This window comes from Variovorax sp. CF079, assembly GCF_900101545.1.
GTDB lineage: Bacteria > Pseudomonadota > Gammaproteobacteria > Burkholderiales > Burkholderiaceae_C > Variovorax.
Genome location: NZ_FMZU01000007.1, coordinates 216,108 through 241,078 on the forward strand (window position 1 = coordinate 216,108; position 24,971 = coordinate 241,078).

At 66.3% G+C, this 24,971-nt stretch carries 25 protein-coding genes, 1 tRNA gene and 1 pseudogene; 11 read left to right on the forward strand and 16 right to left on the reverse strand.

Translation table 11 applies throughout. From position 1 onward, the window contains the following. The first annotated feature begins 18 nt into the window (after nucleotides 1-18). Both BLS74_RS11680 and BLS74_RS11685 read left to right on the forward strand, forming a co-directional pair. A complete protein-coding gene (locus BLS74_RS11680; RefSeq protein ID WP_093105995.1) occupies nucleotides 19-1,392 on the forward strand; it encodes a pyridoxal-phosphate dependent enzyme in 1,374 nt (457 codons plus the stop codon). Beyond that, nucleotides 1,389-2,576, forward strand: a complete 1,188-nt coding sequence (locus BLS74_RS11685) for a trans-sulfuration enzyme family protein (protein WP_093105999.1) — start codon at nucleotides 1,389-1,391, stop codon at nucleotides 2,574-2,576. Before BLS74_RS11680 ends, BLS74_RS11685 begins: the two co-directional genes overlap by 4 nt. Nucleotides 2,577-2,594: 18 nt before the next feature. On the opposite strand, the gene BLS74_RS11690 is transcribed toward BLS74_RS11685, so the two are convergent. The 5 genes from BLS74_RS11690 to BLS74_RS11710 all read right to left on the reverse strand — a co-directional run bounded on the left by BLS74_RS11690 (nucleotide 2,595) and on the right by BLS74_RS11710 (nucleotide 6,660). After that, the gene (locus BLS74_RS11690; RefSeq protein WP_093106002.1) at nucleotides 2,595-3,590 is read right to left on the reverse strand and encodes an isopenicillin N synthase family dioxygenase; all 996 of its coding nucleotides are present in this window, start codon (nucleotides 3,588-3,590) and stop codon (nucleotides 2,595-2,597) included. Between the two features lie 16 nt (nucleotides 3,591-3,606). Beyond that, nucleotides 3,607-4,350 (reverse strand): amino acid ABC transporter ATP-binding protein, encoded by a 744-nt coding sequence (locus BLS74_RS11695; protein ID WP_093106004.1) that lies wholly within the window; start codon nucleotides 4,348-4,350, stop codon nucleotides 3,607-3,609. Further along, a complete protein-coding gene (locus tag BLS74_RS11700) occupies nucleotides 4,347-5,057 on the reverse strand; it encodes an amino acid ABC transporter permease (protein ID WP_093106007.1) in 711 nt (236 codons plus the stop codon). Before BLS74_RS11700 ends, BLS74_RS11695 begins: the two co-directional genes overlap by 4 nt. Then, entirely contained in the window at nucleotides 5,054-5,749 is a 696-nt protein-coding gene (locus BLS74_RS11705; RefSeq protein ID WP_093106174.1) for an amino acid ABC transporter permease, read from the reverse strand. Before BLS74_RS11705 ends, BLS74_RS11700 begins: the two co-directional genes overlap by 4 nt. Before the next feature lie 80 nt (nucleotides 5,750-5,829). Further along, nucleotides 5,830-6,660, reverse strand: a complete 831-nt coding sequence (locus BLS74_RS11710) for an ABC transporter substrate-binding protein (RefSeq protein WP_093106009.1) — start codon at nucleotides 6,658-6,660, stop codon at nucleotides 5,830-5,832. Nucleotides 6,661-6,748: 88 nt separating this feature from the next. Between BLS74_RS11710 and BLS74_RS11715 the strand changes: the two genes are divergently transcribed. Further along, nucleotides 6,749-7,168, forward strand: coding sequence for a group II truncated hemoglobin (locus BLS74_RS11715; protein ID WP_093106012.1), 420 nt, complete (start codon nucleotides 6,749-6,751; stop codon nucleotides 7,166-7,168). Here BLS74_RS11715 and BLS74_RS11720 read toward each other — a convergent pair. Continuing rightward, nucleotides 7,165-7,821: a Smr/MutS family protein gene (locus BLS74_RS11720; RefSeq protein ID WP_093106014.1), complete on the reverse strand. Its 657-nt coding sequence runs from the start codon at nucleotides 7,819-7,821 to the stop codon at nucleotides 7,165-7,167. The genes BLS74_RS11715 and BLS74_RS11720 overlap by 4 nt on opposite strands. A gap of 98 nt (nucleotides 7,822-7,919) precedes the next feature. Further along, nucleotides 7,920-8,300, reverse strand: a pseudogene (locus tag BLS74_RS11725) (UPF0758 domain-containing protein); the annotation flags it as partial. A 63-nt stretch (nucleotides 8,301-8,363) separates the two neighbouring features. Here BLS74_RS11725 and BLS74_RS11730 point away from each other — a divergent pair. The 3 genes from BLS74_RS11730 (at nucleotide 8,364) to BLS74_RS11740 (ending at nucleotide 10,827) form a co-directional block, all read left to right on the forward strand. Continuing rightward, nucleotides 8,364-8,819, forward strand: a complete 456-nt coding sequence (locus BLS74_RS11730) for an FKBP-type peptidyl-prolyl cis-trans isomerase (RefSeq protein WP_093106017.1) — start codon at nucleotides 8,364-8,366, stop codon at nucleotides 8,817-8,819. A gap of 89 nt (nucleotides 8,820-8,908) precedes the next feature. After that, nucleotides 8,909-9,865, forward strand: a complete 957-nt coding sequence (gene ispH, locus BLS74_RS11735) for a 4-hydroxy-3-methylbut-2-enyl diphosphate reductase (protein WP_093106020.1) — start codon at nucleotides 8,909-8,911, stop codon at nucleotides 9,863-9,865. A 14-nt stretch (nucleotides 9,866-9,879) separates the two neighbouring features. Further along, complete coding sequence (locus tag BLS74_RS11740; protein WP_093106177.1) at nucleotides 9,880-10,827, forward strand: threonine/serine dehydratase; 948 nt, start codon at nucleotides 9,880-9,882, stop codon at nucleotides 10,825-10,827. Nucleotides 10,828-10,842: 15 nt separating this feature from the next. On the opposite strand, the gene BLS74_RS11745 is transcribed toward BLS74_RS11740, so the two are convergent. Next, on the reverse strand, nucleotides 10,843-11,253 hold the full coding sequence (locus tag BLS74_RS11745; protein WP_093106022.1) for a VOC family protein: 411 nt from the start codon (nucleotides 11,251-11,253) through the stop codon (nucleotides 10,843-10,845). Nucleotides 11,254-11,315: 62 nt separating this feature from the next. Here BLS74_RS11745 and serS point away from each other — a divergent pair, with 62 nt between their 5' ends. Next, on the forward strand, nucleotides 11,316-12,647 hold the full coding sequence (gene serS, locus BLS74_RS11750; RefSeq protein WP_093106025.1) for a serine--tRNA ligase: 1,332 nt from the start codon (nucleotides 11,316-11,318) through the stop codon (nucleotides 12,645-12,647). Nucleotides 12,648-12,692: 45 nt separating this feature from the next. Continuing rightward, a tRNA-Ser gene (locus BLS74_RS11755) sits at nucleotides 12,693-12,782 on the forward strand. Nucleotides 12,783-13,256: 474 nt separating this feature from the next. On the opposite strand, the gene BLS74_RS11760 is transcribed toward BLS74_RS11755, so the two are convergent. Then, nucleotides 13,257-13,742 carry a thermonuclease family protein gene (locus tag BLS74_RS11760; protein ID WP_093106027.1) on the reverse strand — a complete coding sequence of 162 codons (486 nt, stop codon included), beginning with the start codon at nucleotides 13,740-13,742 and terminating at the stop codon, nucleotides 13,257-13,259. A gap of 230 nt (nucleotides 13,743-13,972) precedes the next feature. On the opposite strand from BLS74_RS11760, the gene BLS74_RS11765 reads away from it, so the two are divergent. Then, on the forward strand, nucleotides 13,973-14,902 hold the full coding sequence (locus BLS74_RS11765; protein ID WP_093106030.1) for a LysR family transcriptional regulator: 930 nt from the start codon (nucleotides 13,973-13,975) through the stop codon (nucleotides 14,900-14,902). Between the two features lie 40 nt (nucleotides 14,903-14,942). Here the strand turns inward: BLS74_RS11765 and BLS74_RS11770 are convergent, their stop codons facing one another. Continuing rightward, nucleotides 14,943-17,120 carry an alpha/beta hydrolase domain-containing protein gene (locus BLS74_RS11770; RefSeq protein ID WP_244503842.1) on the reverse strand — a complete coding sequence of 726 codons (2,178 nt, stop codon included), beginning with the start codon at nucleotides 17,118-17,120 and terminating at the stop codon, nucleotides 14,943-14,945. A 303-nt stretch (nucleotides 17,121-17,423) separates the two neighbouring features. Continuing rightward, nucleotides 17,424-18,254, reverse strand: a complete 831-nt coding sequence (locus BLS74_RS11775) for an FkbM family methyltransferase (RefSeq protein WP_170855578.1) — start codon at nucleotides 18,252-18,254, stop codon at nucleotides 17,424-17,426. Nucleotides 18,255-18,411: 157 nt separating this feature from the next. On the opposite strand from BLS74_RS11775, the gene BLS74_RS11780 reads away from it, so the two are divergent. Both BLS74_RS11780 and BLS74_RS11785 read left to right on the forward strand, forming a co-directional pair. Next, entirely contained in the window at nucleotides 18,412-18,603 is a 192-nt protein-coding gene (locus BLS74_RS11780; protein ID WP_093106038.1) for a hypothetical protein, read from the forward strand. Nucleotides 18,604-19,131: 528 nt separating this feature from the next. Next, entirely contained in the window at nucleotides 19,132-19,752 is a 621-nt protein-coding gene (locus tag BLS74_RS11785) for a hypothetical protein (protein WP_170855579.1), read from the forward strand. A gap of 40 nt (nucleotides 19,753-19,792) precedes the next feature. Here the strand turns inward: BLS74_RS11785 and BLS74_RS11790 are convergent, their stop codons facing one another. The 5 genes from BLS74_RS11790 to BLS74_RS11810 all read right to left on the reverse strand — a co-directional run bounded on the left by BLS74_RS11790 (nucleotide 19,793) and on the right by BLS74_RS11810 (nucleotide 24,932). Beyond that, the gene (locus BLS74_RS11790) at nucleotides 19,793-21,085 is read right to left on the reverse strand and encodes an NAD(P)/FAD-dependent oxidoreductase (RefSeq protein WP_093106043.1); all 1,293 of its coding nucleotides are present in this window, start codon (nucleotides 21,083-21,085) and stop codon (nucleotides 19,793-19,795) included. Nucleotides 21,086-21,278: 193 nt separating this feature from the next. Next, nucleotides 21,279-22,277 carry a transketolase family protein gene (locus BLS74_RS11795; RefSeq protein WP_093106046.1) on the reverse strand — a complete coding sequence of 333 codons (999 nt, stop codon included), beginning with the start codon at nucleotides 22,275-22,277 and terminating at the stop codon, nucleotides 21,279-21,281. Continuing rightward, on the reverse strand, nucleotides 22,277-23,116 hold the full coding sequence (locus BLS74_RS11800; protein ID WP_093106048.1) for a transketolase: 840 nt from the start codon (nucleotides 23,114-23,116) through the stop codon (nucleotides 22,277-22,279). The genes BLS74_RS11795 and BLS74_RS11800 overlap by 1 nt, the downstream gene beginning before the upstream one ends. A 38-nt stretch (nucleotides 23,117-23,154) precedes the next feature. After that, complete coding sequence (locus BLS74_RS11805; protein WP_093106051.1) at nucleotides 23,155-24,414, reverse strand: TRAP transporter large permease; 1,260 nt, start codon at nucleotides 24,412-24,414, stop codon at nucleotides 23,155-23,157. 2 nt (nucleotides 24,415-24,416) lie between these two features. Further along, entirely contained in the window at nucleotides 24,417-24,932 is a 516-nt protein-coding gene (locus BLS74_RS11810) for a TRAP transporter small permease (protein WP_093106053.1), read from the reverse strand. Nucleotides 24,933-24,971 lie beyond the last annotated feature (39 nt).

The window sequence follows — 24,971 nt, forward strand, 5'->3', positions numbered from 1 at the left end:
CTGCACAAGGTGGACGACATGACGACTGAAACCCGACCCGCGGTGCTGGACCTGATCGGCAACACGCCGCTGGTGCAGGTCACGCGGCTGGACACCGGCCCCTGCACGCTGTTCCTCAAGCTCGAGTCGCAGAATCCCGGCGGCTCGATCAAGGACCGCGTCGGCCTCTCGATGATCGATGCGGCCGAGCGCGACGGCCGCCTCCAACCCGGCGGCACCGTGGTCGAGGCGACGGCCGGCAACACCGGCCTGGGCCTGGCGCTGGTGGCGCGCGCCAAGGGCTATCGCGTGGTGCTGGTGGTGCCCGACAAGATGTCGACCGAGAAGGTGCTGCACCTCAAGGCGCTCGGCGCCGAGGTGCACACCACGCGCTCGGACGTGGGCAAGGGCCATCCCGACTACTACCAGGACTTCGCCGCGCGGCTCGCGAAGGAGATCCCCGGCGCCTTCTTCGCCGACCAGTTCAACAACCCCGACAACCCGCTCGCGCACCAGTCCAGCACCGGCCCCGAGATCTGGCAGCAATGCGGGCACGACGTGGATGCGATCGTGGTCGGCGTCGGCTCGGGTGGCACCATCACCGGGCTCACGCGCTACTTCCGCGAACTGCAGCCGCAGCTCTTTTTCGTGCTGGCCGATCCGGCGGGCTCGGTGGTCGCGGAGTACACGCGAAGCGGCACGGTGGGCGAAGCCGGATCGTGGGCGGTCGAGGGCATCGGCGAGGACTTCATCCCGGGCATCGCCGATCTGTCGGGCGTGAAGCATGCGTATTCGATCACCGACCTGGAAAGCTTCGGCACCGCGCGCGAGCTGCTGCGTGCCGAGGGCATCCTCGCCGGCTCCTCCACCGGCACGCTGCTGGCTGCAGCGCTGCGCTTCTGCCGCGCGCAGACGCGGCCGCTGCGCGTCGTCACCTTCGTCTGCGACACCGGCACGCGCTATCTCTCGAAGGTCTACAACGACCAGTGGATGCTCGACCAGGGCCTGCTCGTGCGCGAGCACCATGGCGATCTGCGCGACGTGGTCTCGCGCCGCTTCGAGGACGGCAGCGTGATCAGCGTCGGCCCCGAGGACACGCTGCTCACCGCCTTCCAGCGCATGCGGCTGGCCGACGTGTCGCAGCTGCCGGTGCTCGAAGGCGCGCAACTGGTCGGCGTGATCGACGAATCCGATCTGCTGCTGGCCGTGCATGCGGACGCCGGCCGCTTCCGTTCGAGCGTGAAGAGCGCGATGACCGATGTGCCCGAGACTCTGCCGTCCGGCGCCAGCCTGGCCGAGCTCGAGGCCGTGCTCGACCGCGGCCTGGTGGCGATGATCGCGGACGAGTCCGGATTCCACGGCCTCATCACCCGCGTCGACCTGTTGAATCACCTGCGGAGAAGCTTGAAATGACCCAGGACCCCCCCAACACCCCGAAGAAGGGTTTCGCCACCCGCGTGATCCATGCCGGCCAGTCGCCCGACCCCTCGACCGGCGCGATCATGCAGCCCATCTATGCGACCTCGACCTATGTGCAGCAGAGCCCCGGCGTGCACAAGGGGCTGGACTACGGCCGCTCGCACAACCCCACGCGCTGGGCGCTGGAGCGCTGCATCGCCGACCTCGAAGGCGGCTCGGCGGCCTTCGCCTTCGCCTCCGGCCTGGCCGCGATCTCGACCACGCTCGAATTGCTGGACGCCAATTCGCACATCGTCTCGGGCGACGACGTCTACGGCGGCACCTTTCGCCTGTTCGAGCGTGTACGGGCGCGCAGCGCGGGGCATCGCTTCAGCTTCGTCGACCTCACCGATCCCGCCAGGCTCGTCGCCGCGCTGCGGCCGGACACGCGCATGGTCTGGGTCGAAACGCCGACCAACCCGCTCTTGCGCCTGGCCGATCTGCGCGCCATCGCCGAGATCTGCCGCGAACGCGGGATCTTGAGCGTGGCCGACAACACCTTCGCGAGCCCGTGGGTGCAGCGTCCGCTGGAGGCGGGCTTCGACGTCGTGGTGCACTCGACCACCAAGTACCTCAACGGCCATTCGGATGTGATCGGCGGCGTCGCCATCGTCGGCCGGGAAGCGCGGCACGAGGCGCTGCGCGAGCGCCTGGGCTTCCTGCAGAACTCGGTGGGTGCGATCGCCGGGCCCTTCGACAGCTTCCTCACGCTGCGCGGCGTGAAGACGCTGGCGCTGCGCATGGAGCGCCATTGCAGCAGCGCGCTCGTGCTGGCGCAGTGGCTCGAACGGCAGGCGCAGGTCGCGCGGGTGCACTACCCGGGCCTGCCTTCGCATCCGCAGCACGAGCTGGCCCGGCGCCAGATGGAGGGCTTCGGCGGCATGATCTCGATCGACCTGCGCTGCGACCTGGCCGGCACGCGGCGCTTCCTCGAGGCGGTGCAGATCTTCTCGCTGGCCGAAAGCCTGGGCGGCGTCGAGAGCCTGATCGAGCACCCGGCCATCATGACCCACGCCACCATTCCAGCCGAGACGCGCGCGCGGCTGGGTATCGGCGATGGGCTGGTGCGGCTGTCGGTGGGCGTGGAAGACCTGGACGATCTGCGCACCGATCTGCAGCAGGCGCTGGCGAAGATCTGAGTCCGGACTGCCGCGCGCCTACAGCACCGCGCTGCGCAGTTGCGGGAACACCTTCGACACCTTGTCGAGCAGGTAGTCGCCATAGATGCCGTTGAAGGCATGCACGTTGGCGCGGTCCCAGCGCGTGGCGCTGTCGTCGACCACGGCGGGCTTCGGCAGGCCTTCAATCGGCCGCACGCGCGCATGGAAGTTGGGGTCGAAGAAGAGCGGGAACGAAAGCCGGTCGCGTCCCGAGGTGTTGCGGATCACGCGATGCGGCGTCGAGCGGTAGAGGCCGCCGGTCATGCGGTCGAGCATGTCGCCGATGTTGATGACGAAGGCATCGGGCACCGGCGCGGCATCGATCCAGCCCTGGCCCGTGCGCACCTGCAGTCCGCCGATGTCGTCCTGCCGCAGGATGGTGAGCAGGCCGTAGTCGGTGTGCTCGCCCACGCCCCATTGCACGTCGAGGTTCGCGGGCACCGGCTGCGTCGGGTAGTTGAAGATGCGGAACAGGATCAGCGGGTCGGCCGTGTAGCGCTCGGCGAAGTAGGAGGCGGGCAGACCCAGGCTCAACGCGATGCCTTCCATCAGCGTGTGGCCGAGCCGCGTGGCAGCCTGCATGTAGTCGAGGATCGCGGTCTTGAAGCCGGGCAGGTCGGGGAACAGGTTGCGCCCGTGCACCGGCGTGCGCGCCAGCACCAGCGGATCGTCGTCGGGCAGCTCGGTGCCGAGGTAGAGCCCTTCCTTCCAGTCGGGCCGGCCCGAGGTGAGTTCTCCCGCGACTGGAAAGTAGCCGCGCCAGGCGCGGCCGCCGAGTTCCATGCGCCATTGCATCTTGGTTGCTTCGCCCTGCGCGAAGAAGGCGCGGCTCAGGTCTTCGAGCCGCTGCGTCAGCGCGGGGTCGATGCCGTGGCCGGTGATGTAGAAGAAGCCGTGCGCGCGGCAGGCCTCACCGATCTGCGCGGCGACCGCGGCGCGCTCGCGCGTCGATGCGGTGAGCGGCGCGATGTCGATCAGGGGCAGCGAAGTCATGGCGATGTCCAGGGTATCAAACGGCATGCGCGAAGGGCGTGCGGATGTCGGCAAGAAACTGCTGGGCGCGCGGGTGTTGCGGCCGGTTGAAGAAGTCGTCGGGCGTCGCGCGTTCGAGCACGCGGCCGGCGTCCATGAAGAGCACGCGATCGGCCACGTCGCGCGCGAAGCCCATCTCGTGCGTCACGACCACCATGGTCATGCCTTCGCGCGTGAGGTCGCGCATCACCAGCAGCACCTCGCCGACCATCTCGGGGTCGAGCGCGCTGGTGGGCTCGTCGAAGAGCATCAGCGGCGGCTGCATGGCCAGCGCGCGTGCGATCGCCACGCGCTGCTGCTGGCCGCCCGAGAGTTCGGACGGAAAGGCGCTTGCCTTGTGGGCCAGGCCGACGCGATCGAGCAGGGCCATCGCGCGTTCCGTCGCCTCGGCGCGCGAAAGGCCGCGCAGCTGGATCGGCGCCAGCGTGCAGTTGCCGAGCACCGTGAGATGCGGGAACAGGTTGAACTGCTGGAACACGAAGCCGATGTGCGAGCGGAAGTCGTTGAGGTCGATGCCGCGCGCATGGATGTCGCGGCCATCGACCGTGATGTGGCCCGACTGGATCGGCTCGAGCCGGTTGATGGTGCGGATCAGCGTGGACTTGCCCGAGCCCGAAGGCCCGCAGACCACCACGACCTCGCCGCGGGCGATGCTCTCGTTCACCTCGACCAGCGCCTGGTAGTCGCCGTACCACTTGTTGACGTTGTCGAACTGGATCATGCGGGTGCTTTCGGTGCAGAGCGGACGAGCGTGCGCCGGCTGGTGCGCGCCTCCAGCCAGTAGGCGAAGCGCGAGAGGCCGAAGCACATGACGAAGTACGTGAAGCCGAGCACCAGGTAGACCTGTACCGGCTTGGTGAAGACCTGGGTGTTGATCTGCGAGGCGATGAAGGACACCTCCGCCAGCCCGATGATGTAGCCCAGCGAGGTCTCCTTGATGGTGGAGACGAACTGGTTCACCAGCGATGGCAGCATGCTGCGCAGCGCCTGCGGCAGCACCACGAAGCGCATTGCGCGGCCGTAGCCCAGGCCCAGAGAACGCGCGCTCTCGACCTGGCCGCGCGGCACGCCCAGGATGCCGGCGCGCACGATCTCGCCGATGTAGATGCCGTCGAACACCACCAGCGCGATCAGCATGGTGCTGAACTGGTCGGTCTTGACGCCGGTCACGCTGGGCAGGAAGAAGTAGGCCCAGAACACCACCATGAGCAGCGGCGTGCCGCGCACCACGAAGGCCACGGTGGTGACCGGCCAGCGCAGCCAGCGCCAGGGGGCGACGCGCGCCAGGCCCAGCAGCAGGCCGAAGGGCAGGGCGAGCACCAGCCCCAGCGCGGCCAGCAGCACGGTGAGTGCGAGGCCGCCCAACGGGCCGTTGGGGTATTGGCCGATCAGGAAGTAGATCCAGTAGGTCTGGACCAGCTCGATCATGCGGCCCTCGGCGGAAAGCGGTGCTGGTACCAGCTGGCCGCGCCGGTGATGATCATCGACACCGTGAGATAGGCCGCCGTGGCGAAGGCGAAGGATTCGGCGCTGCGGAAGGTCGCGCTCTCGACCTGCCCGGCCTGGTACATGAGCTCGGCCACGCCGATCACGGTCGCGATGCTGGTGCCCTTCCAAAGATTGAGCGTCTGCGAGATGAGGGGCGGGATCGTGACGCGCAGCGCCTGCGGCAGGATGATGCGGCGCATGGTCGCGAGAAAGCCGAAGCCGAGCGCCCGGCCGGCTTCCATCTGCACCGCGGGGATCGCGCGGATGCCGCTGCGGATGTCTTCGGCCATGTAGGCCGCGGCGTAGAGGCCCAGCGCGACCACCGCGCTCATCGCCTCGATGCGGCCGCTGTAGAGGCGCTGCTTGATGTCCTCGGGCAGGAGCTCGGGCGCGCCGAAGTACCAGAACAGCATGTGCGCGAGCAGCGGGATATTGCGTATGGACTCGACATAGGCGAAGCCCAGCCAGCGCAGCGGCGCGGCCGGCGCCAGGCGCAGCAGCGCCACCACCAGCGCAATGGGCAGCGCCAGCATCAGCGAGGCGGCCAGCAGTTGCAGCGACAGCAGGAAGCCCGCGACGAGCATGTCGTGGTACTTCCCCGTGATGAGCAGGGTGTAGTCGAAGGGCAGCATGAACGGATACGTCGGCACCCGCGTCGTACGGGCGCGGGGCACATCCTACGCATCCGGCGCCGCGGATGCCCGGCGCGGGCTCAGCTGTCGATCTTGTCGGTCTCGATCTTGAAGCTGCGCTTGTCGAAGCCCGACTTGGTCTTCGGGCCGTACCACTTGAAGAAGATCTTCTCGGCCTCGCCCGATTTCTCGAGCTCGCGCAGCGTCTCGTCGACCACCGCCTTGAGGCCGGTCTCGCCCTTCCTGATGCCGATGGCGAGCGCCTCGGTGCTGAGGTTCTGCGGCAGCACCACGTACTGCGCCTTCTGCGGGCCGAGCTTGGCGTAGCTGTTGAGCAGCGCGGCCTCGTCGTCGACATAGCCCACGCCCTTGCCCTGCTGCAGCGCCTGGAAGGCCTGCTGGCTGGTGTCGAAGGTCACGACCTCGGCGCCTGGAACGGCCTTCTTGATGTTGGGCTCCTGCGTGCCGCCGCGGATGGTCAGCACCTTCTTGCCCGAGAGCTGCGGCACCGCGGTGATGCCGCTGTCCTTCTTGACGATGGCCTTCTGGCCGGTGACGAAGGTGGTCAGCGAGAAGTCGATCTGCGCCTCGCGCTCCTTGTTGTGCGTGAGGCCGGCGGCCACCAGGTCGACATGGCCCTGCTGCAGCTCGGGAATGCGCGCCGCGACGGCGATCTGCTTCAGCACCGGCTTGACGCCGATCTTCTTGGCGATCGCGTTCACCAGATCGACCTCGTAGCCGATGATCTCGCGCGTCTTGGGATCGATGAAGGTGGCGGGCTCGTCGGTGCCCAGCACGCCGACGACCAGTTGGCCCTTTTTCTTGATATCGGCGAGTTGGTCGGCATGGACGGCGGTGCCCAGGAGCAGGGCGGCCGCGGCGAAGGCGGAAGCGGCGATTCGGAAACGCATGTTGTTATCTCCAGTGGAAGTCGGCCCGCACCATAGCAACAAAAGCCTGCGCCGAGAAATAGCTCTTTCACATATGCATACTGCCGGCATGCAGATTCAAGACAAGCCGCCCTTCGACACGCCCTTCGAATGGATCGGCGGCGAAGCCAAGGTCCACGCGCTGGTCGAGCGCTTCTACGACCTGATGGAGCTGGAACCGGCCTATGCGCAACTGCGCGCCGTGCATGGCACGACGCTCGACAACGCGCGCCAGCGGCTGTTCTGGTTTCTCTGCGGCTGGCTCGGCGGGCCGCAGCACTACACCGACCGCTTCGGCCATCCGATGCTGCGCGCGCGGCACCTGCCGCAGAGCATCGGAGGGCATTCGATCGGCATCAAGGAGCGCGACCAGTGGCTGGCCTGCATGGACCAGGCGATGGGGGAGACAGGGGTGCCGGAAGCCTTGCGTGCCCGGCTTCGTGACTCTTTCTTCCAGACCGCCGACTGGATGCGAAACAGAAGCGGCTAGCGCCGCGCCGGCGCCAGCAGCACCAGCAGCGCGCCGGCTCCACCCTCGGCTGGCTTGGCCTGCACGAAAGCCAGCGTCTCGCTCTTCTGGATCAGCCAGCGCTGCACCTTGGCCTTGAGGACCGGCTGGCGTCCCGGCGAGCCCAGCCCCTTGCCGTGCACCACGCGCACGCAGCGCAGGCCCTGCTTGTAGGCATCGCGGATGAAGGCACCGAGCGCCTCGCGGGCCTCGTCGCTGCGCATGCCGTGCAGGTCGATCTGGCGCTGGATCGACCATTCGCCCGCGCGCAATTTGCGCGTCACGTCGGTGTGGATGCCCGGGCGGCGGAAGCTCATCGCATCGTCGGCGTCGAGCAGCGTGGTGACGTCGAACTCGTCGGACAGCGATTCGCGCAGCACGCGCTCTTCGTCCAGTTGATGCTGCACCGGGATCGGCGCCGGCGGCTCGGGCGCCAGCGGCACGGCGGCCTTGCGGCGCAGCGGCTGGGTGGCGCCGATCGCGCGCGCGAACAGGTCCTGTTCGGCCAGGCGCTTCTTCTCGGCGGCCGCGCGCGCAGCGGCCGCGGCGGTTTCGCGCTCGCGCTGTTCGGCCAGCTTGTGCTGCAGCGTTTTCAGGTCGGCGAGGCTCTTGATGGCTTTGGGTGGGAGAGGCATGGAGCTCAGGATAAGGCTTCGTCGTCTCTTGCTCAGACCAGGCCGCGCTCGGCCATCGACAGGGTCTGGCCACGGGCGACGATCATGTGGTCCGGCGCCGCGAACACCTCGTGCGGCCGCGCGGCGATGTGCAGCTGCAGGTAGTGCTTGACGGCATCGGGCGAGTCGAACACCGCGCGCTCCTTCAGGCGCTCGGCCAGGGCGCGGCGTGCCAGCTCGAGCACGGCCGCCAGCTCGGCGCGCTTGGCGGTGCCGCCCAGGCCCTTGATGCGTTTGAGGTCGTCGAGCCCGGCATGGAGGAGCCCGGCCAGCCCGCCGAAGCTGTCGAGCAACTCCTGGGCGAGCTGCAGCACGTTCTTGCCCGCCGCGCCGGTGCGCAGCAGCAGGGCCAGCAACTCGGCATCGCCGAGCGCAGCGGCGCCCTGCGCGATGAGCCTTTCGCGCGGGCGCGCCCCGGCCGGCAGATCCTTGAAAGACATGATTTATGCGGGCTCAAGGGCCCCTCCCTAAAATACAGGCCCAGTCTATAGCGATCCCCCATCTTGTCCTCCACCACCACCGCCGTCGTCACGCCCGGCTCCTTTCTCACGCTGCACTACCGGCTGGCCGGGCCGGCGGGCGACATCATCAACACCTTCAACGACAAGCCCGCCACGCTGTCGCTGGGCACCGGCGAGCTCTCGCCCGCGGTCGAGCAGCGGCTGCTGGGGCTGGAAGAAGGCACGCACGCCACCTTCGAGCTGCCGGCCGGCGACGCCTTCGGCGAGCGCAACCCCGAGATGCAGCAGTGGGTGGCGCGCAAGCTGCTCGCTCAGATGGGCGACCCCGACGAGCAGTACGCGGTCGGCGACGTGGTGCAGTTCCCCACGCCCGATGGCAGCGGCAGCTACGCCGGCGCGGTGATCGAGTCGAACGAGACCGCGGTGCGCTTCGACTTCAACCATCCGCTCGCAGGTCAGCCCGTGACCTTCGAGGTCCGACTGATCGGCGTGTTGTGAGCACCGCCGGGCCGCCCCAAGGTGCGAAGGCCCCCTCGGGGGGCAGCGAGGACACGCCAGTGCCGAGCGTGGGGGCCAGTTCAACCGGCGTGCAAGAGGTCATCCTGGCCGAACCGCGCGGCTTTTGCGCCGGCGTCGACCGCGCGATCGAGATCGTCGAGCGCGCGCTCGCCAAGTTCGGCGCGCCGATCTACGTGCGCCACGAGATCGTGCACAACACCTACGTGGTCAACGAGCTCAAGGCCAAGGGCGCGATCTTCATCGAGGACCTGGCCGAGGTGCCGCCGGGCTCTACGCTGGTGTTCAGCGCGCACGGCGTCAGCAAGGCGGTGCAGGCCGAGGCGCGCGAGCGCGGCTTCGAGGTCTTCGATGCCACCTGCCCGCTGGTGACCAAGGTGCACGTCGAGGTCGCCAAGCTCGCGAAGGAAGGCTACGAGTTCATCATGATCGGCCACAAGGGCCACCCCGAGGTCGAAGGCACGATGGGGCAGCTGTCGAGCGGCATCCACCTGGTGGAAGACGTGGATGACGTCGCGCACGTATCGCCCGCGCAGACCGACAAGCTGGCCGTCGTCACGCAGACCACGCTGTCGGTCGACGATGCGGCCGAGATCTCGGCCGCGGTGCGCGCGCGTTTTCCGAACGCGCGCGAGCCCAAGCAGCAGGACATCTGCTATGCCACCCAGAACCGGCAGGACGCCGTGAAGCTGCTGAGCCCGCAGGTCGACCTGGTGATCGTGGTGGGCAGCCCGACCAGCTCCAACAGCAACCGGCTGCGCGAGCTGGCGCAACGGCTGGGCACCGAGAGCTACATGGTCGATTCGGCCGCTGAGCTCCAGCCCGAATGGTTCGAGGGCAAGAGCCGTGTCGGCTTGACGGCCGGCGCTTCGGCGCCCGAGGTGCTGGTGCGCGAGGTGATCGAGCGCGTCAAGGCGCTGGGGGCGGTGTCGGTGCGCAAGATGGACGGCATCGAGGAGACGCTCAAGTTCCCGCTGCCCAAGGGCCTGAAGCTCGACGACATTCCCGCACCGGGTCATATCTCGTGAGCGGCGCCGCAACCATCGACTGGCGCCGCAACATCGAGGCCGCCGCCCGCCGCCTGCACGAGCGCGCGCCGCATTTTTTGCGCGAGACGCCGCTGTGGAAGCTGTCGGGCCGTGCGCTGGGTGTGGAAGTGCCGGGCGTCGAGGTCTGGCTCAAGCTCGAGCATCTGCAGGCCAGCGGCAGCTTCAAGGCGCGCGGCATGATGAATCGTTTGCTGGCCAACGAGATTCCGGAAAGCGGCGCGATCGTGGCTTCTGGCGGCAATGCCGGCATTGCCACAGCGGCGGCCGCGCACGCGCTCGGCGTGCATTGCGAGGTGTTCCTGCCCACGGTGTCGCCCGAAGCCAAGCGCGCGCGCCTGCGTGCGCTGGGCGCGACGGTGGTGGTGGGCGGCGAGATGTACGGCGATGCGCTGGCCGCCTGCCTCGAACGGCAGCGCGAAAGCGGTGCGCTGCTCACCCATGCCTACGACCAGCCCGAGGTGGTGGCCGGCGCCGGTACGCTCGGTCGCGAGATCGAGCAGCAGGGCGGCCTGCCGGACGCGGTGCTGGTCAGCGTCGGCGGCGGAGGGCTGATCGGCGGGCTGGCGGCCTGGTTCGAGCAGCGCAGCCGCGTGGTCGCGCTCGAGCCGGAGCGCGCGCCGACGCTGTATCGGGCGCGCGAAGCGGGCGAGCCGGTCGATGTCGAGGTCGGCGGCGTCGCGGCCGATTCGCTCGGCGCAAGGCGCATCGGCGCGATCGCCTGGGACATCACGCAGCGCCATGTGCGCGATGCGCTGCTCCTGCCCGACGAGGCGATCCGCGCGGCGCAGCTGTGGCTCTGGAAGGAGCTCAAGCTGGCCGTCGAGCCGGCGGCCGCCTTGCCGCTGGCCGCGCTGCAAAGCGGCGCCTATGTACCGCGCGAAGGCGAGAAGCTCTGCCTGATCGTCTGCGGCGCGAACGTGGACCCGGCGAGCCTGGCTTAGGGACTGAACAGGCCCTCAGGCCGGCGGCTGGTCGACGTTGACCATCCACGGCACGCCGAACTTGTCTTCCAGCATGCCGAAGCCGGGGGACCAGAAAGTGGCGGCGTAGGGCATGGTGACTTTCCCGCCCTCGGACAGCGCCTTGAAGAGCTGTTCGCCTTCTTTCACATCCTTGGCCTGCACCGAGAGCGAAAAGCCCTTGTAGCCGTCGAAGGCCATGCCGGGCGGCAAGTCCGAGGCCATGATCTGCTTGCCGCGGGCTTCGAGGGTGGCATGCATGATCTTGTTCTTGTGGTCGGCCGGCGTTTCGGCGCCCATCGGGCTCTCGCCGAAGCTCATGCTGAAGAGGATCTTTCCGCCCAGGCTCTTGGCGTAGAAGGCCAGTGCCTCGGCCGCATTTCCGTTGAAGGACAGATAGGCTTCCATCGAATCTCCTTGAGTCAGTTGAAAGGGGGAGAGCGATCCTACGCCCCGCCTAAAATCGCCCGATGCTCGATATCACTCTGTTACGCAAGGACCTGGCCTCGGTCGTTGCCCGCCTCGAAACCCGCAAGAAGAACCAGACCTTTCTCGACGTGGCCAGCTTCAGCGCACTCGAGGCCGAGCGCAAGACCCTGCAGACCCGCACCGAGGAGCTGCAGGCGCGCCGCAACGCGCTCAACAAGCAGATCGGGCCCCTGAAGGCCAAGGGCGAATCGGTCGATGCGTTGATGACCGAGGTCAATGCGCTCAAGGCCGAACAGGAGTCGTCGGCGGTGCGGCTCGATGCCATCCAGCCTGAACTTCAGGCTCTGCTGCTCGCGGTCCCGAATCTGCCGCATCCGAGTGTGCCGGTCGGAGATGACGAAACGGCGAATCTCGAGGTCCGGCGCTGGAGCCCGAAGGGCGGCAACGGCGCCGATGCACCTGCGCTCGGCTTCGAGGCCAGGGACCATGTGGATCTCGGCACGCCGCTGGGACTGGACTTCGAGACCGGCGTCAAGCTCGCAGGTTCGCGCTTCACCGTGATGAAGGGGCCGATCGCGCGCCTGCACCGGGCGCTCGCCCAGTTCATGCTCGACATCCAGACCGAGCAGCACGGCTACACCGAGTGCTACGTGCCCTACATCGTCAACGCCGAAACGCTGCGCGGCACCGGCCAGCTGCCCAAGTTCGAAGGCGACCTGTTCGCCGCCAAGAAGGGCGGGCAGGACGGCGAGCCGGCGCCCGATCATTCGGCGCTCTATCTCATCCCGACCAGCGAAGTGCCGCTCACGAATTTCGTGCGCGACGAGATCGTGGCCGAGTCGCAACTGCCCATCAAGCTCACCGCGCACACGCCGTGCTTTCGCTCCGAGGCCGGCAGCGCGGGCCGCGACACGCGCGGCATGATCCGCCAGCACCAGTTCGACAAGGTCGAGATGGTGCAGATCACGCATCCCGAAAAAAGCTACGAGGCGCTCGAAACCATGACCGGCCATGCCGAGGCCGTGCTGCAGGCGCTGGAGCTGCCCTATCGGGTGGTGCTGCTGTGCACCGGCGACATGGGTTTCGGTTCCACCAAGACCTACGACCTCGAGGTCTGGCTGCCGGCACAGAACACCTACCGCGAGATCAGCTCGGTCTCGAACTGCGAGGCCTTCCAGGCCCGCCGCCTGCAGGCCCGCTTCAAGAACGCACAGGGCAAGAACGAGCTGGTGCACACCCTCAACGGCTCGGGCCTGGCGGTCGGCCGCACGCTGGTTGCGGTGCTGGAGAACCACCAGAACGCGGATGGCTCGATCACCGTGCCGGAGGCGCTTCGACCCTATCTGGGCGGATTGGGTGTGCTGCGGGCCTGAAAAGCGCCCAAAGCCTCTGCTAGAATCGCGGGCTCGACAGACACCGGAGAGGTGGCAGAGTGGTCGAATGTACCTGACTCGAAATCAGGCGTCCGTGCGAACGGACCGAGGGTTCGAATCCCTCCCTCTCCTCCAGAAGTAGCGCCGACAAGCGCCACGGACGACCGAAAAGCCCTTGAGAATCTACGCTCTAGGGCTTTTTTGTTGCCTATGTTGTCCGCCAAAGTGCTTTGACAGCCCGAGCCAAAACGGGGGGCACAGTTGGGGGCATAAACCGCGATCCGAGCGGTGCCCCTCGAAAATGCCCCCAGATGCCGCTCACCGACACCGCCTGCAAGAACGCGAAACGCTCACTTGGCGAGCCTGGGTGGCGTGCATACATGTTGCACTACCAGACAGGCATGAAAAAGCCCGCCGAAGCGGGCCGTCTGTCGGGCAGCGGGCGAGTTACGCTGCGTCGCGACGTGATTCAAGTCACTTACGTTCGCATGGTAGCGTCGGTGAGTTCCATCAATGTCCTTGATGATCACATCAATCTTGATGGACTGCCCGAACTTTGGGCTGCACTCATGATGGTACAGACACCTCCACTGCCCAACATCACCAGCGTCAGCCGCCGCGCTGTACCTTCCGCCATTCCCACGGCGCCAGGGGCTCCCTATCGGCCCACAACCCTAGATGCTGCGCACGGGCGGTGTACTGCATCTTGAACAGCGCGCCGTCGTCGCGGGTCGTGTACTGCTCGTAGACCCAAGCCCAGCCGCCAGCTACTTGGTGCCGGCCGGCGTCCTCACCGCGGCATCTCACATCCGCCACAGTCCGGCCGTATCGGTCGGTGTCGCGTGGCGAGATCCGAGCCTGTTCCATGTAGCAAAGCGCGCTCAGAGCCTGCTTGCTTCGCTGGCCGTAGGGCTGACGTGACTCAGGAGCATCGATGGCTGCAAGCCGGACCTTCACCTGCTCGTATGAGCCTGGAGAGCCACAGCGGGCCGTGAGGGTGTCGCCGTCACTGATGCCAACGACGAGGCAGGTTCGGGGCTGGGCTTGGGCGGCAAAGGGAAGGGCGAGCAGCAGACAGATGAGGGCGCGGAGCATTGGGAGTAACGGCCCATGGCTGGGCGAGAGGAGGAAAGGAGCGCGATGATAAGAGGCCGTCAATGCGCCCTGCAGCCCGATATGCGAACGTCTCCCTCCCTCCAGTGACGGATTTCAAGCTGTCTCAGGAAGCTTCAGAAAACCCCGCAAACCCCGCGTCAAGCCTAGGTTTCCGGGGTTTTTTCTTGCCCGGGCGGTCTCACTCGGCGCAGTGGTCAAATCCACTCGTCATGATCAACCTGAATCGTTTCGATCTCGTCTCCCTGCGCCTTTTCGTCGCGGTCGTCGATGCAGGAAGCCTGACCGCGGGCGCAGATCGCTTCGGCGTTTCGCTCCCAGCGGCCAGCAAGCGCATCGCCGATCTCGAACGGCATTGCGGCATCGCCCTGCTCCAGCGGGGGCAGCGCGGCGTGACCGCTACGCCGGAGGGACAGACCCTGCACCGACACGCGATCGAAGTGATTGCGCGCCTGGAACAGCTCGTGCAGGCCGTCGACGATTTCCGCTCGGGTGCCACCGGTCACCTGCGGTTGTGCGCCAATCCTTCCGCTTTCGGAGGCTTCCTGCCAAGCGTGCTGGCAGAGTACGCCCGCCGCTACCCCCATGTCGTGATCGACATGGAAGATGCCCTGAGCGAGGACGGTATCCGCGCCGTGCAGAAAGGCTTGGCGGAGCTTGCCGTCATTGGCGACAACGTGCCGCACGAAGGCCTCGAGACAATCGTCTGCAATGTCGACCAGTTGGTCCTGCTCGTGCCGGCAGGTCACGCGCTGGGCAGTCAGCAGAACGCCTCCACAGTGAACGTGTTCGACTATGACCTGGTCACTCTGGCGCGAAGCGCATCGCTCACGCGCAAGGTGATGGCGGCGGCCGACGCGGTGAAGCGCACACCACGCATCCGGGTGCAGGTGCGCAGCTTCGATTCGATGTGCCGCATGGTCGCATGCGGGCTCGGCCTGGCGATCCTGCCACGCGCGGCTGCCGCTCTCTATGCCCAAGCCCTCAACCTCGTGCAGGTCGGCCTCGAGGGCATCGAGATGGAACGCGTGCTGCTGCTGGCAATGCGGAGCCGCCCGGAACTGTCGACGTCCGCAGCCGCGCTCGTGGAGATGATCGAGAGCGCGGCTTCGCTCAGCAGCGTCTCCGCCAGCACTTCATGAATCCTGAGAAGGCGATGCTGGTAGCGCATTTCTCTCCTCGTCAGCGGAGCACAGCGCTGTCGGACGCCTGACGGATGAGGCGCTCACGGTCCGCGGGGAGAAGGAAGCCCTCGGAGAACGCCTTCTCGGCGGCGGCTCGCACCGCGGCCACGTAGCCCTCGTGATTGCCGTAGCGCTCCTCGAGCGAGAGGCGCGGGTCGCCATGGGCGATCCGCTCGGCACGCGTCCGGGCGAACGGCACATAGCCCCCCACATAGTTGCACACTTGCCCCTGATGGAAACCCGCAGCGGTGATGTTGAAGCCCAGGTAGGTGCCCAGCGGAGCCATCACGAGCACGGTGGGTACGCCCGCGATCTCGTTGCCGTCGGCGTCGACCTTCGGTACCTTCATCGGGATGACCTTCTTGATGGGCGGCGGCACGTTGGTGGGCACGCCGGAAGCTTCCGCGTGGTTGAATTGCGGGCCCCAGTCGTAGTCGAACACCGGAAACGCAAAGTTCTCCGGCAGGAAGATCGAATCCGGGATGCCGGGCACGCCGTCCGGGAAACCCATCGCCTCCTTGTTCGCGTCGACCAGCGTCTTGCCCGCGAGCGTGGGCCACCGGCTCGGCGGCGGCGGCGTACCCTTAAGCACCCAGTCGCGCATGGCCAGGCGCAGCACGTTGGTGATCTCCGTGTGCGGCACCGGGTTCGCCGCCAACGTGGCGCGACCAAAGTTGTTGCCGGGACAGGTGGGGCCGGTGGTGGTCGCCGGGATGTGCGTGAAGCTGCCTGCGCCGCCGCCGTGGTTGGTGCTCGGCACGTAGTAGCGGCGAACGTTGCGAGTCAGCGGGATGTCCGCGTCGCCGGCCGTGCCGATCCACTCGGGCGTCAGCTTCAGTGCGTACACCTCGGCCGACCCGAAATGCTCGATCACCTTCGGGCAGGTGTTGTTCGTGTTGCAACGCGAGAAGATGCTGCCGGCGGGCTGGTTGCGCACCGGGTCCGCCCAGTCCACCCACCACTGCGGGCCTTCGCTGCCCTGCTGGTAGAGTTCCAGCACGCCGTCCGGCTGGGCCCAGCGCGAGTTGGCGGCCACCCGGCGGCCCGCGATGATCGGCCAGGCCCCGTCGTAGACCTTGCGGTTGCGTTCGTCCTGGTTCAGACCCATGAAGATGAACTGCCGTACCATGTTTCCGGACTGCGACACACCCCGCACGGCCGTGCCCTTGACGAAGCCGGCGATCGGATTGCGCGTGCCGAAGTCGTCGGTAGTCTCGTAGCGGAAGAAGGTGCCGACGTCGCGGAATGCCGCCATGCCCACGCCCAGGATGTAAGCGTTTTGCGCCGGGTACACCACCTGGTACAGCAGGTTGGGATCGAAGCCGTTCCGCAAACAGATGTGCACGGGCAGATTGCCGGGCGCGTTGGCGGGGTTGTTGTCGATCAGAGTACCGGGGAACGGATTGCTGGCGTCGCATTTCGCGAACGCCCAGTCGCCCGCGGCGATGCTCGGACCCTCGGTGATGACGCCGTCGACGGTTTCCTTGGTGTGCGTCTTCAGTGTCGCCTTGGTCGTGTCCAGCGTTGCTGGAAGGTAGGGCATAGGGTTCGATTGCACCGTCAGCGGCTTGGAGTCCGCGCCGCTCTGGTTGACGATCCGCGCGAATACGTTGCCTGTGACGGCCAAGCCGTTGACCTTCGCGATGGGCGCCGCCACCCAGTGATTGGTACCCGCCGCGCGATTGGCGGCAATGCCTGTATTGCCGGCGTTGTCCGCCTGCCAGCCGCTGCGCAAGCCGATATCGCCCAGCTCGCGTTCGTCGACGACGATGGTGCCGGCGCCGCCACGGTTGGGCACGTCATGCCAGAGGAAGCCACTGGAGCGGTTCATGTCGACCGGCTTCACCAGATTGAATGTGGTCTCGTAGCGCACCTTGCCATCGGCGTCCGTTCCCAGCTTGATGTCGGTGATGACGCTGTTGTGCGGATCGTTCGGGTCGAGCTCGCCGAAGGCGCGGCCGCGGATTTGCTCGTACAGGATCGCCTGCCCCGTGAGTGGCGTGACACTGTCGATCACGATGCGAGTGACGCGGGCCTCGGCCGGCGCGGCAGCAACGGTCGCCGCCGTGGCCGCAGCCGCGAGCCAGGGCAGGCGCGACTGACGCCCGATCAGGCTTCTGGGGTGCATGCTGTCTCCTGCTTTTTGTGGTGGTCCGACGGCGTCGGCGCCTTGCATCCTCACGATTCGGAGGCACGCCGACAATTCGCATCTTGTTTAGTCGGTCTTAACTGATGGTTAAGGGTGACAGTCTCACTAGGATCAACTCGCACGCCTGCATCCAGCAATGACGCTACGCCATCCCGCAAGGTAGTCCGTCGGTGATTCGTGCCATGCGCCAGGGTGTTGTCGCGGTCGGACATGAGCGGACTTGTTTCTGATGGAATGCGTTCGGGGCCCTTGACCGACCCTGTGACGCAAGTTTCCTGGTTGCCGCGGTGGCTGAAAAATGCGAAACGTGGATATGTCCATAGGCCGAGCCTATGTCTTCTCCGCAAGCAACGGCTTGCGCGCGATCAGCATCTCGTAGAACCCGGGCGGCACCTCATCGAGGGGGCGAACTTCAATGCGCATGCCCCGCACCAGCGAGCATGCGAAGAACCAGAGCTTTCCGAGCTTCCCCGCATTGTGCGTTGAGGGTATGCGATCGATGGAATGGAACTCCGTGTAGCCATAGCTGCGCAGCAGTTCCACTACCTTCGACTTGCCATCCACGAACTCGCCGAAGTGCTGCTCGAAGACCAATATGGGCGAGTCGCGGTCCAGAATGCCCTTCATTCCCTGGATTGCCGCATATTCGTGGCCTTCGACGTCGATCTTGACGAGCCGAACGTCGCGCACGTCCGCCACTTCCTCGTCAAGCCGGCGGCAGGGCAACTCCATCGCCTTTCCTGTGGGCTGCCAGCCCTCTGGAAGCACGTACGTGCCTCCAATATTTCCCGCCTCCTGCTCGAAGCGCAGCGTCCCGTTTGTGTCCGATGCTGCAACCTGGTGGCAGTGAATGTTTTCTGCCAAGTTTGCGTTGAGGGCAAGGACCTCGTACGACCTGGGGTTCGGCTCGATCGCGTGAACGGCTTCGAAGTACCGCGACATGAAGATGCTGTGGTTGCCGATGTTCGCGCCGACGTCGAGCATCGCACCGCCTACGTGGCCGTTCGCCTTGAGCCACTGCGCGAGGACCTCGAGTTCCTCAAACTCCCAGTAGCCGTACATATTGATGCCCTGGCCGATCAGGTCCGACGAGAAGACCACCATCTGGGGATGGTTCGCCGCAGCACGCTGTGAGAACTCCGGCACCAGCACCTTGTTCATGATCAGGCTCTTCAAGATCCGCGATGCGGCATAACGCCTTCCGAAGTTCAACATGTCCTTCTCCGCCTGTCGTGGTGACTGGTGAAGGCTCCTTTTCCGGGGGAAGCCTGGTTCTCTCAAGGCATCTGTGTCAAATTGCGTCCGGGTAAAATGCCGCATGTCCAACACCCAACTCACGCAGGATGGCCTGCGCTACGTCAAGAAGGCGCCAGGCTCCATCATCACCACGCCGCGCGCCGAAGCCATGATGTCCTGCTTCAAGTGCGGGAAGTTCGTTCTTCGCACCGGGATGACTTCGCGGCGCTTTCTCGGCAAGAACCATCTCGTCTGTGCGCCCAAGTGCCCATAGGAAGCGCACCGCGGCGTTGCCCACCAAACTCAGCGGCCTCTCGGCCACCTGCTGAAGTGAAGGCGCGCCGCTCAGCTCAACCTCGCCAGCAAGCACGCGCTCCAGCGACCAACACATCGAACGCCAGGCACAGGGCATTCGCCTGAAGGGACGCGAAGCTTGAGAAGCTCAGGTTCGAATTCGTCGGCAACTGACTGTCGGTAACACCTGGGCGGCGGATGTGGGTTGGTTCGCAGACCGCGGTGTTTCACAATCGGAGGCCGAAGAGAACGGGGTGCCTCCATGAATGAACCCTCCGACAGTGAGGCACTTGCACTGCTGAACGAGCGCCGCGGCCTGTTGCGCCGTATGTGGGCGCTTGCGATGGTCAGCATGGCATCTGGAAGTGCAGCGCTCACGGCCTGCGGCGGAGGCTCCGGCGCCCAGACAACAGTAGCTGCAGCCGCAATTGCAGCCGCTCCTGCCCCTGCACCCGCACCTGCTCCTGCTCCTGCTCCTGCTCCAACGGCGCCAGCCCTCGGCGCCCACGTGCTCGACTTCAACCGTGACGGCGTGTCGTCCTCATCGCTGTCCACTTCCGGCATGTCCACGCGCACGACCGGAAGCACCCTGTTGGCCTGCGTCGGGCGGGGTTTGCTTTCTGCCATCGCGCCGACGGACAACGTGGGCAATGCCTTCGTTCAGCTCGATGTGGCGCACACCTACACCCTCTGGCCAAACTCAGGGACGGCCTTGTATGCCTGCGAGCAGGCCCGGGGCATGGGCGGCCACGCGGTCACCGTGGTGAAGCCTAAAGTCACCGACGAAACGACCCTGAGCGTTGTCGAGATCACCGGAGGCGGCTTCGTGCGCGATGTGCAGTGGCGCGAGGTGCTGTCTGGCCAGCCCCTGACCAGCGCCAGTGTCACCACCACCGGCCCTGCGCTGCTCGTCGCATGGTGGTGGGGCGATGCAGGTGTCGACCTGGACAAGACGGCCGTGCCCGACAGCGGCTTCACGGTGGTCGATTCGGTACTGGCCTCTGGTGCATTGGTGCAGTGCGCCGTTGCCGTCAGGCGGGTGAGCGTGGCCGGTACCTACAACGTGACCTGGGCGTCGACGCCGCAGCAAGGAGCGCAGCTCTGGCTCGCTGCCGTGCAGGCGGCCTAGCCCGTCTCAACAGCAGCCTGCACGAACTCCTGGGTGATCCTTAGATCCGCGCGTCTACCAAGTGGAATGCGCGGGCGCCCGCTTCATAGCCCAGCGCCTTCGCGTTGCGCCACAGCGTGGGGGCCACTTGTGTCACCGGCAACGGCAGGTCATCGCGGCGGACCGCGCCCAGCACGAGCTTCGCGAGTTCCCTGCCGAACACCGTTCCCGGTGCGATACCCCGGCCATTGAAACCGTTGAACGAAACCACGTTGTGGTCAAGCTCGTGAAATCGGGGGAGGGCGTTGCTCGTCATGCCGATCGTTCCATACCACTCATGCTCGAACGGCACGTCCTTCAACTGCGGAAAGATCCTGGCGAGCGCGCGTCGCGCCCAGTCGTGGTGGATCTCCCGTCCCATGCCCCGCAAAGCGCCGACGCTGCCGAAGACGAGCCGCCCCGCGGCGTCGAGACGGAACGAGGACAGAACCTGGCGTGTATCCCATGCGCCTTGGCGTTCGGGCAGGATGCTTTCTGCGCTTGCCCGCGGCAGCGGCGCCGTGGCGAAGTTGAAATAGGGCAATCGCACCTGCTCTGCCTGGATGCCGGGCCACAGCCCGTCGCTCCCGGTGTAAGCATCGGTGGCGACGATGACCCATCTCGCGGACACCATTCCGCCGCTGCTCGTTACCAATTGCCACTGGGACCCGACGCGCTCGGCCGCTGTCACGCGCGTCTGCGTGTGGATGCGCGCACCCGCACGCAGTGCGGCATCGGCCAGGCCTCGCACATAGGCGAGCGGTTGGACGGTGCCGGCCCGGCGGTCCAGCAACGAAGCCGGATAGGCCCGAGTTCCGGTGAGTTCCAGGGTCCGCTGCGCATCGAGGACTTCCACCGGGGCGCCGAGTTCCAGCCACTGGCGCGCGCGCTCGGCAATCTCGGCGACGCCGCGTTTACCCGCTGCGCAATGCAACGTTCCGTTGTGGACGGCCTCGCACTCGATGCCATGGCGGGCAATCAGATCGAAAACGATGGAAGGCCCATTGCCCAGGATGCCCAGCAGGCGCTGGCCGTGCGACTTGCCGAGCTCACCCAGCAGCACGGATGGCATGACCCACATGCCGGCATTCACGAGGCCCACGTTCCTGCCGGAGGCGCCAAAGCCGATGTCGAATGCCTCGAGCACCGCGGCGCTCGCGCCGCCCTCGGCGAGGTGAAGTGCCGCCGATGATCCGGTATATCCCCCGCCGATGATCGCGACGTCGACCGTTATCCGCTGCGTCAGCGGTTGCGTCTTCGGCGCCAGCGGCGCCGAGGCCTCCCACAGGCCGTGCGAAAGCCGATCGCCGTTCATTGGGAACCTCCGCATTGCTACTGGGCGCGATGGGTGAAGTTGAGCATTCTGCCGGCAAAGACGGCTTTCGCTGCAATGCCGACTATGGATGCGCGTGCCCGTGCCGGACTTGCTGGCCACAGTGCCGGCGCTTGAAGAACAACCGCGCCAAGGGCGCCAGCACCATCGTGTTGCGCCACACATCCGCTCGCGGTTATATCCAGGCGCGTATGCGCTCGGCCATGGTAGTCGCCGAGATGCCATAGCGATCATGGAGCGTCGGCAATGCGCCCGCATCAAGAAATGCATCAGGCAGCGCGACGTGCCGGAATGTCGGCGTGACACCGGAGCGAAGCAGAAGGCTCGCCAGAGCCTCACCAAGACCTCCAATGACCGAATGGTTCTCGGCGGCGACCACCACACGGTCCGATCGTTTGACCTCGGACAGAATCGTCGCCTCGTCCAACGGCTTGATCGTGGGCACATGGAGCACCGCGACATCCACGTTGTCGGCACGCAGCTGCTTGGCTACCTCCAAGGAACGCATCGTCATGAACCCGCTCGCAATGATGAGCACGTCCTTGCCATCGCGCAGCAGCTTGGCCTTGCCGAGCTCGAACTTGTAGTCGTACTCGTCGAGCACGAGCGGCACGCTGCCGCGCAGCAGGCGCATGTACACCGGCCCCGGATGTGCTGCGATCTGCGGCACGGCCTGCTCGATGTCCAGCGCATCGCAAGGGTCGATGATGGTCATGCCTGGAATGCCTCGCATCATCGCGAGGTCCTCTGTCGCCTGGTGGCTGGGTCCGTAGCCGGTGGTGAGCCCCGGCAGCGCGCAGCACATCTTGACGTTGAGCTTCTCTTCCGCGATCACCTGGTGCACGAAATCGTAGGCGCGGCGCGTGCCGAACACTGCATAGGTGGTCGCAAAGGGAATGAAGCCCTCCTTGGCCATCCCGCCGGCGGCGCCCATCAGCAACTGCTCGGCCATCCCCATCTGGAAGAACCGCTCGGGGTACGCCTGGGCGAACAGGTGCAGGTCCGTGTACTTGGCGAGATCGGCCGTCATGCCGACGATGTCGGGGCGCTCTCGCGCCAGTTCCACCAAGGCCTTGCCGAACGGGGCCGCCTTGACGCGCTGGCCCTCGCCGGCAATCGAGGCAATCATCGCCGATGTGGTCAGCCGCGGCTTCTTGTCGGTCGTGGTGTTCATCAAACGGCTCCTTCGTGTTGCGCCTGGTCGAGATGGTCGATCGCTTGCTGCCATTCCGGCGGATCGACGCGGATGAAATGGTTCTTCTCGCGCTGCTCGAGAAAGGGCACGCCCTTGCCCATCAGCGTGTCGACGAGGATGACGCGTGGCTTGGCGTCGCTCAGCGCGCGCGCGACGTCGAACGCCGCGACGACCGCGGGCAGGTCGTTGCCGTCGACCCGCTGCACATGCCAGCCGAAGGCAGTCCACTTGTCGGCCAGCGGTTCGAACCCGAGCACCTTGCCTGACGGACCGTCGGCCTGCTGGTTGTTGATATCGACCAGGCAGATGAGGTTTGACAGCTGGTGGTGCGCAGCCGCCATCGCCCCTTCCCAGGTCGAGCCTTCGTCCAGCTCCCCGTCCGACATCGAGTTGTAGACGAAGGCGGGGTTGCGCTTCTGGCGCAGGCCGAGTGCCATTCCGACCGCGATCGGCAGCCCTTGGCCGAGCGATCCGCCGGACATCTCCATGCCAGGCGTGTAGGTCGCCATGCCCGACATGGGAAGGCGACTGTCGTCGCTGCCATAGGTCTCGAGTTCGTCCTCGGGGATGATCCCCGCCTCGATCAACGCCGCGTAGAAGGCGATGGCGTAGTGGCCGTGCGAGAGCAGGAAGCGGTCGCGCGATTCCCATTGCGGGTCTTCCGGGCGGTACTTCATGGCGTGGCCATAGGCCACGGCCAGCACGTCGGCATAGCCCAGGGCCTGGCCGATGTAGCCTTGCCCCTGCACTTCACCCATCCGCAGCGCATAGCGCCGAATGCGGTAGGCACGCTCGGAAAGAGTCGATGGATCAGACATGAATGGTCCTTTGAGATGAGAGTGGAGCGAGAGCGGGTTCAGCGAATCGTGAGCCAGGGCAGATAGGCGAAGCCGATCAGCAGGCCGATCGCAACGGCATAGAAGGGAATCAGTTCCTTCACCACGTCGCCGATGCGCACCTTCGCGATGGTGCTGGTGATGAACAGCGTGGTGCCGATCGGCGGGTGGTAGAGCCCGATCGAGAGGTTGACGATCATCATGATCCCCAGCCGCACCGTGTCCATGCCGACCGCGGCGGCGAGCGGAACGAACATCGGCGTGAGGAGCAGCACGGCCGCGGGCAGATCGATGAACATGCCGGTGGCCAGCATGATCAGGTTCATCGCCAGGATGATCAGCCAGGGCGACTGCAGCGTTTCCTTCGCGAAGCGTGTGAACTCGGCAGGCAGCTGTTCGTAGGTCACGATCCAGCCGACGACGCTCGAGGCCATGATGATCAGCAGCACCACGCCGGTGGAGATTCCGGCTTCGATCGCCGCGTGTTTGATCTTGGCCAGCGTGAGATCCCGATAGACCAGGCCTGAGACGACCAGGGCGTACAGCGTGGACATCACGCTCACCTCCGTCGGCGTCGCGATGCCGAAGCGCAGGAAAACGATGATCAGCACCGGCATTGCCAGCGCGGGCGCGGCGTGGGCGAGCAAGCGCCAGAACGCAGGCCACTGGAACGGCGTCGTATCGCGCGGAAAGTTGCGGCGCCGGCCCTGCACGTAGCACACCGCCATGAAGCCCGCGCACATCAGCAGGCCGGGCAGGATGCCCGCTACGAACAGCGCCCCGATCGATGCACCCGAGACCAGGGCATACACGATCATCGGGATGGACGGCGGGATCAGGATGTCGATGGTCGCGGCCGCAGCCAGCGTGCCGGCTGCGAAGGGTGCCGGATAGCCCAGCTTCTTGAGCCACGGGATCAGCATCGAGCCGATCGCCGAGGCATCGGCCACGGCCGAGCCGGAGACGCCGCCGAAGATGGTCGACGACAGCACACCGACCTGCGCGGGACCGCCGTGGACACGGCCGATCATCATCGACAGCAGGCTGACCAGGCTCTGACCGAGCCGGCCGCTGACCATCAGCGCGCCGGTCATCATGAAGAAGGGAATCGCGATCAGCGGAAAGCTCTGCGTCTGGGCGAGCATCTGCTCGACTGCCAGGTGCACGGGCACCTTGTCGATGATGAGAAGTCCGCCGACGGAGGCGAGGACCAGCGCGTGCGCGATGGGGATCGACAGCAGCGCGACGACGATGAACAGCAGAATGATGAGTGCGGTCATGGCTAGGCTCCGTGAGCGACGGCCTCGACGGCATCGAACCCCTGCGGGGGGGAGCCGGCCCAGAGCGTGGGCAACTTGCACAGCGTCACCAGGCTGAGCAGTGCGAAGCCCAGCATCAGAGCCCAGACACTCACCGAGCCGGGCACTTGCAGCATGGGGCTGCGTTCGTCGGCCGCGATCTCCATCAGGGGCCAGGCGGCGGCCGCCAGCGATGCGTAGAGCGCCGCCACGGCCAGCGAGCCGCCCGCCAGCACCCAGCGGCGCGCGGCGCCGAGCTTTTGCGTGAGGATGACCACCGCGATGTGCGAGCCCTGCTGGGCCGCCAGCACCACGCCGGCCATGATGAGCCACGGGAACATCAGCTCGGGCAGCTCGGACGCCGAGGCGAGGCTGGTGCCCGCGACATAGCGCAGCCCGACATTGACGCTCAGGATCGCGAACACGACGCTCAGCGTGATGTACAGAACGCCACGACACGCTGCGCCGACGCATCGGTCGATGAATTGAAGGAAAGACATGAAATTGCCCTCGTGAAGGACGCGCCAGGACGCAGTCGC

Coding starts and splice junctions, on each gene's coding strand:
- BLS74_RS11680 (WP_093105995.1), top strand. CDS start 19: ATGACGACTGAAACCCGACCCGCGGTGCTGGACCTGATCGGCAACACG.
- BLS74_RS11685 (WP_093105999.1), top strand. CDS start 1,389: ATGACCCAGGACCCCCCCAACACCCCGAAGAAGGGTTTCGCCACCCGC.
- BLS74_RS11690 (WP_093106002.1), bottom strand. CDS start 3,590: ATGACTTCGCTGCCCCTGATCGACATCGCGCCGCTCACCGCATCGACG.
- BLS74_RS11695 (WP_093106004.1), bottom strand. CDS start 4,350: ATGATCCAGTTCGACAACGTCAACAAGTGGTACGGCGACTACCAGGCG.
- BLS74_RS11700 (WP_093106007.1), bottom strand. CDS start 5,057: ATGATCGAGCTGGTCCAGACCTACTGGATCTACTTCCTGATCGGCCAA.
- BLS74_RS11705 (WP_093106174.1), bottom strand. CDS start 5,749: ATGCTGCCCTTCGACTACACCCTGCTCATCACGGGGAAGTACCACGAC.
- BLS74_RS11710 (WP_093106009.1), bottom strand. CDS start 6,660: ATGCGTTTCCGAATCGCCGCTTCCGCCTTCGCCGCGGCCGCCCTGCTC.
- BLS74_RS11715 (WP_093106012.1), top strand. CDS start 6,749: ATGCAGATTCAAGACAAGCCGCCCTTCGACACGCCCTTCGAATGGATC.
- BLS74_RS11720 (WP_093106014.1), bottom strand. CDS start 7,821: ATGCCTCTCCCACCCAAAGCCATCAAGAGCCTCGCCGACCTGAAAACG.
- BLS74_RS11745 (WP_093106022.1), bottom strand. CDS start 11,253: ATGGAAGCCTATCTGTCCTTCAACGGAAATGCGGCCGAGGCACTGGCC.
- serS (WP_093106025.1), top strand. CDS start 11,316: ATGCTCGATATCACTCTGTTACGCAAGGACCTGGCCTCGGTCGTTGCC.
- BLS74_RS11760 (WP_093106027.1), bottom strand. CDS start 13,742: ATGCTCCGCGCCCTCATCTGTCTGCTGCTCGCCCTTCCCTTTGCCGCC.
- BLS74_RS11765 (WP_093106030.1), top strand. CDS start 13,973: ATGATCAACCTGAATCGTTTCGATCTCGTCTCCCTGCGCCTTTTCGTC.
- BLS74_RS11770 (WP_244503842.1), bottom strand. CDS start 17,120: ATGCAAGGCGCCGACGCCGTCGGACCACCACAAAAAGCAGGAGACAGC.
- BLS74_RS11775 (WP_170855578.1), bottom strand. CDS start 18,254: ATGAACAAGGTGCTGGTGCCGGAGTTCTCACAGCGTGCTGCGGCGAAC.
- BLS74_RS11780 (WP_093106038.1), top strand. CDS start 18,412: ATGTCCAACACCCAACTCACGCAGGATGGCCTGCGCTACGTCAAGAAG.
- BLS74_RS11790 (WP_093106043.1), bottom strand. CDS start 21,085: ATGAACGGCGATCGGCTTTCGCACGGCCTGTGGGAGGCCTCGGCGCCG.
- BLS74_RS11795 (WP_093106046.1), bottom strand. CDS start 22,277: ATGAACACCACGACCGACAAGAAGCCGCGGCTGACCACATCGGCGATG.
- BLS74_RS11800 (WP_093106048.1), bottom strand. CDS start 23,116: ATGTCTGATCCATCGACTCTTTCCGAGCGTGCCTACCGCATTCGGCGC.
- BLS74_RS11805 (WP_093106051.1), bottom strand. CDS start 24,414: ATGACCGCACTCATCATTCTGCTGTTCATCGTCGTCGCGCTGCTGTCG.
- BLS74_RS11810 (WP_093106053.1), bottom strand. CDS start 24,932: ATGTCTTTCCTTCAATTCATCGACCGATGCGTCGGCGCAGCGTGTCGT.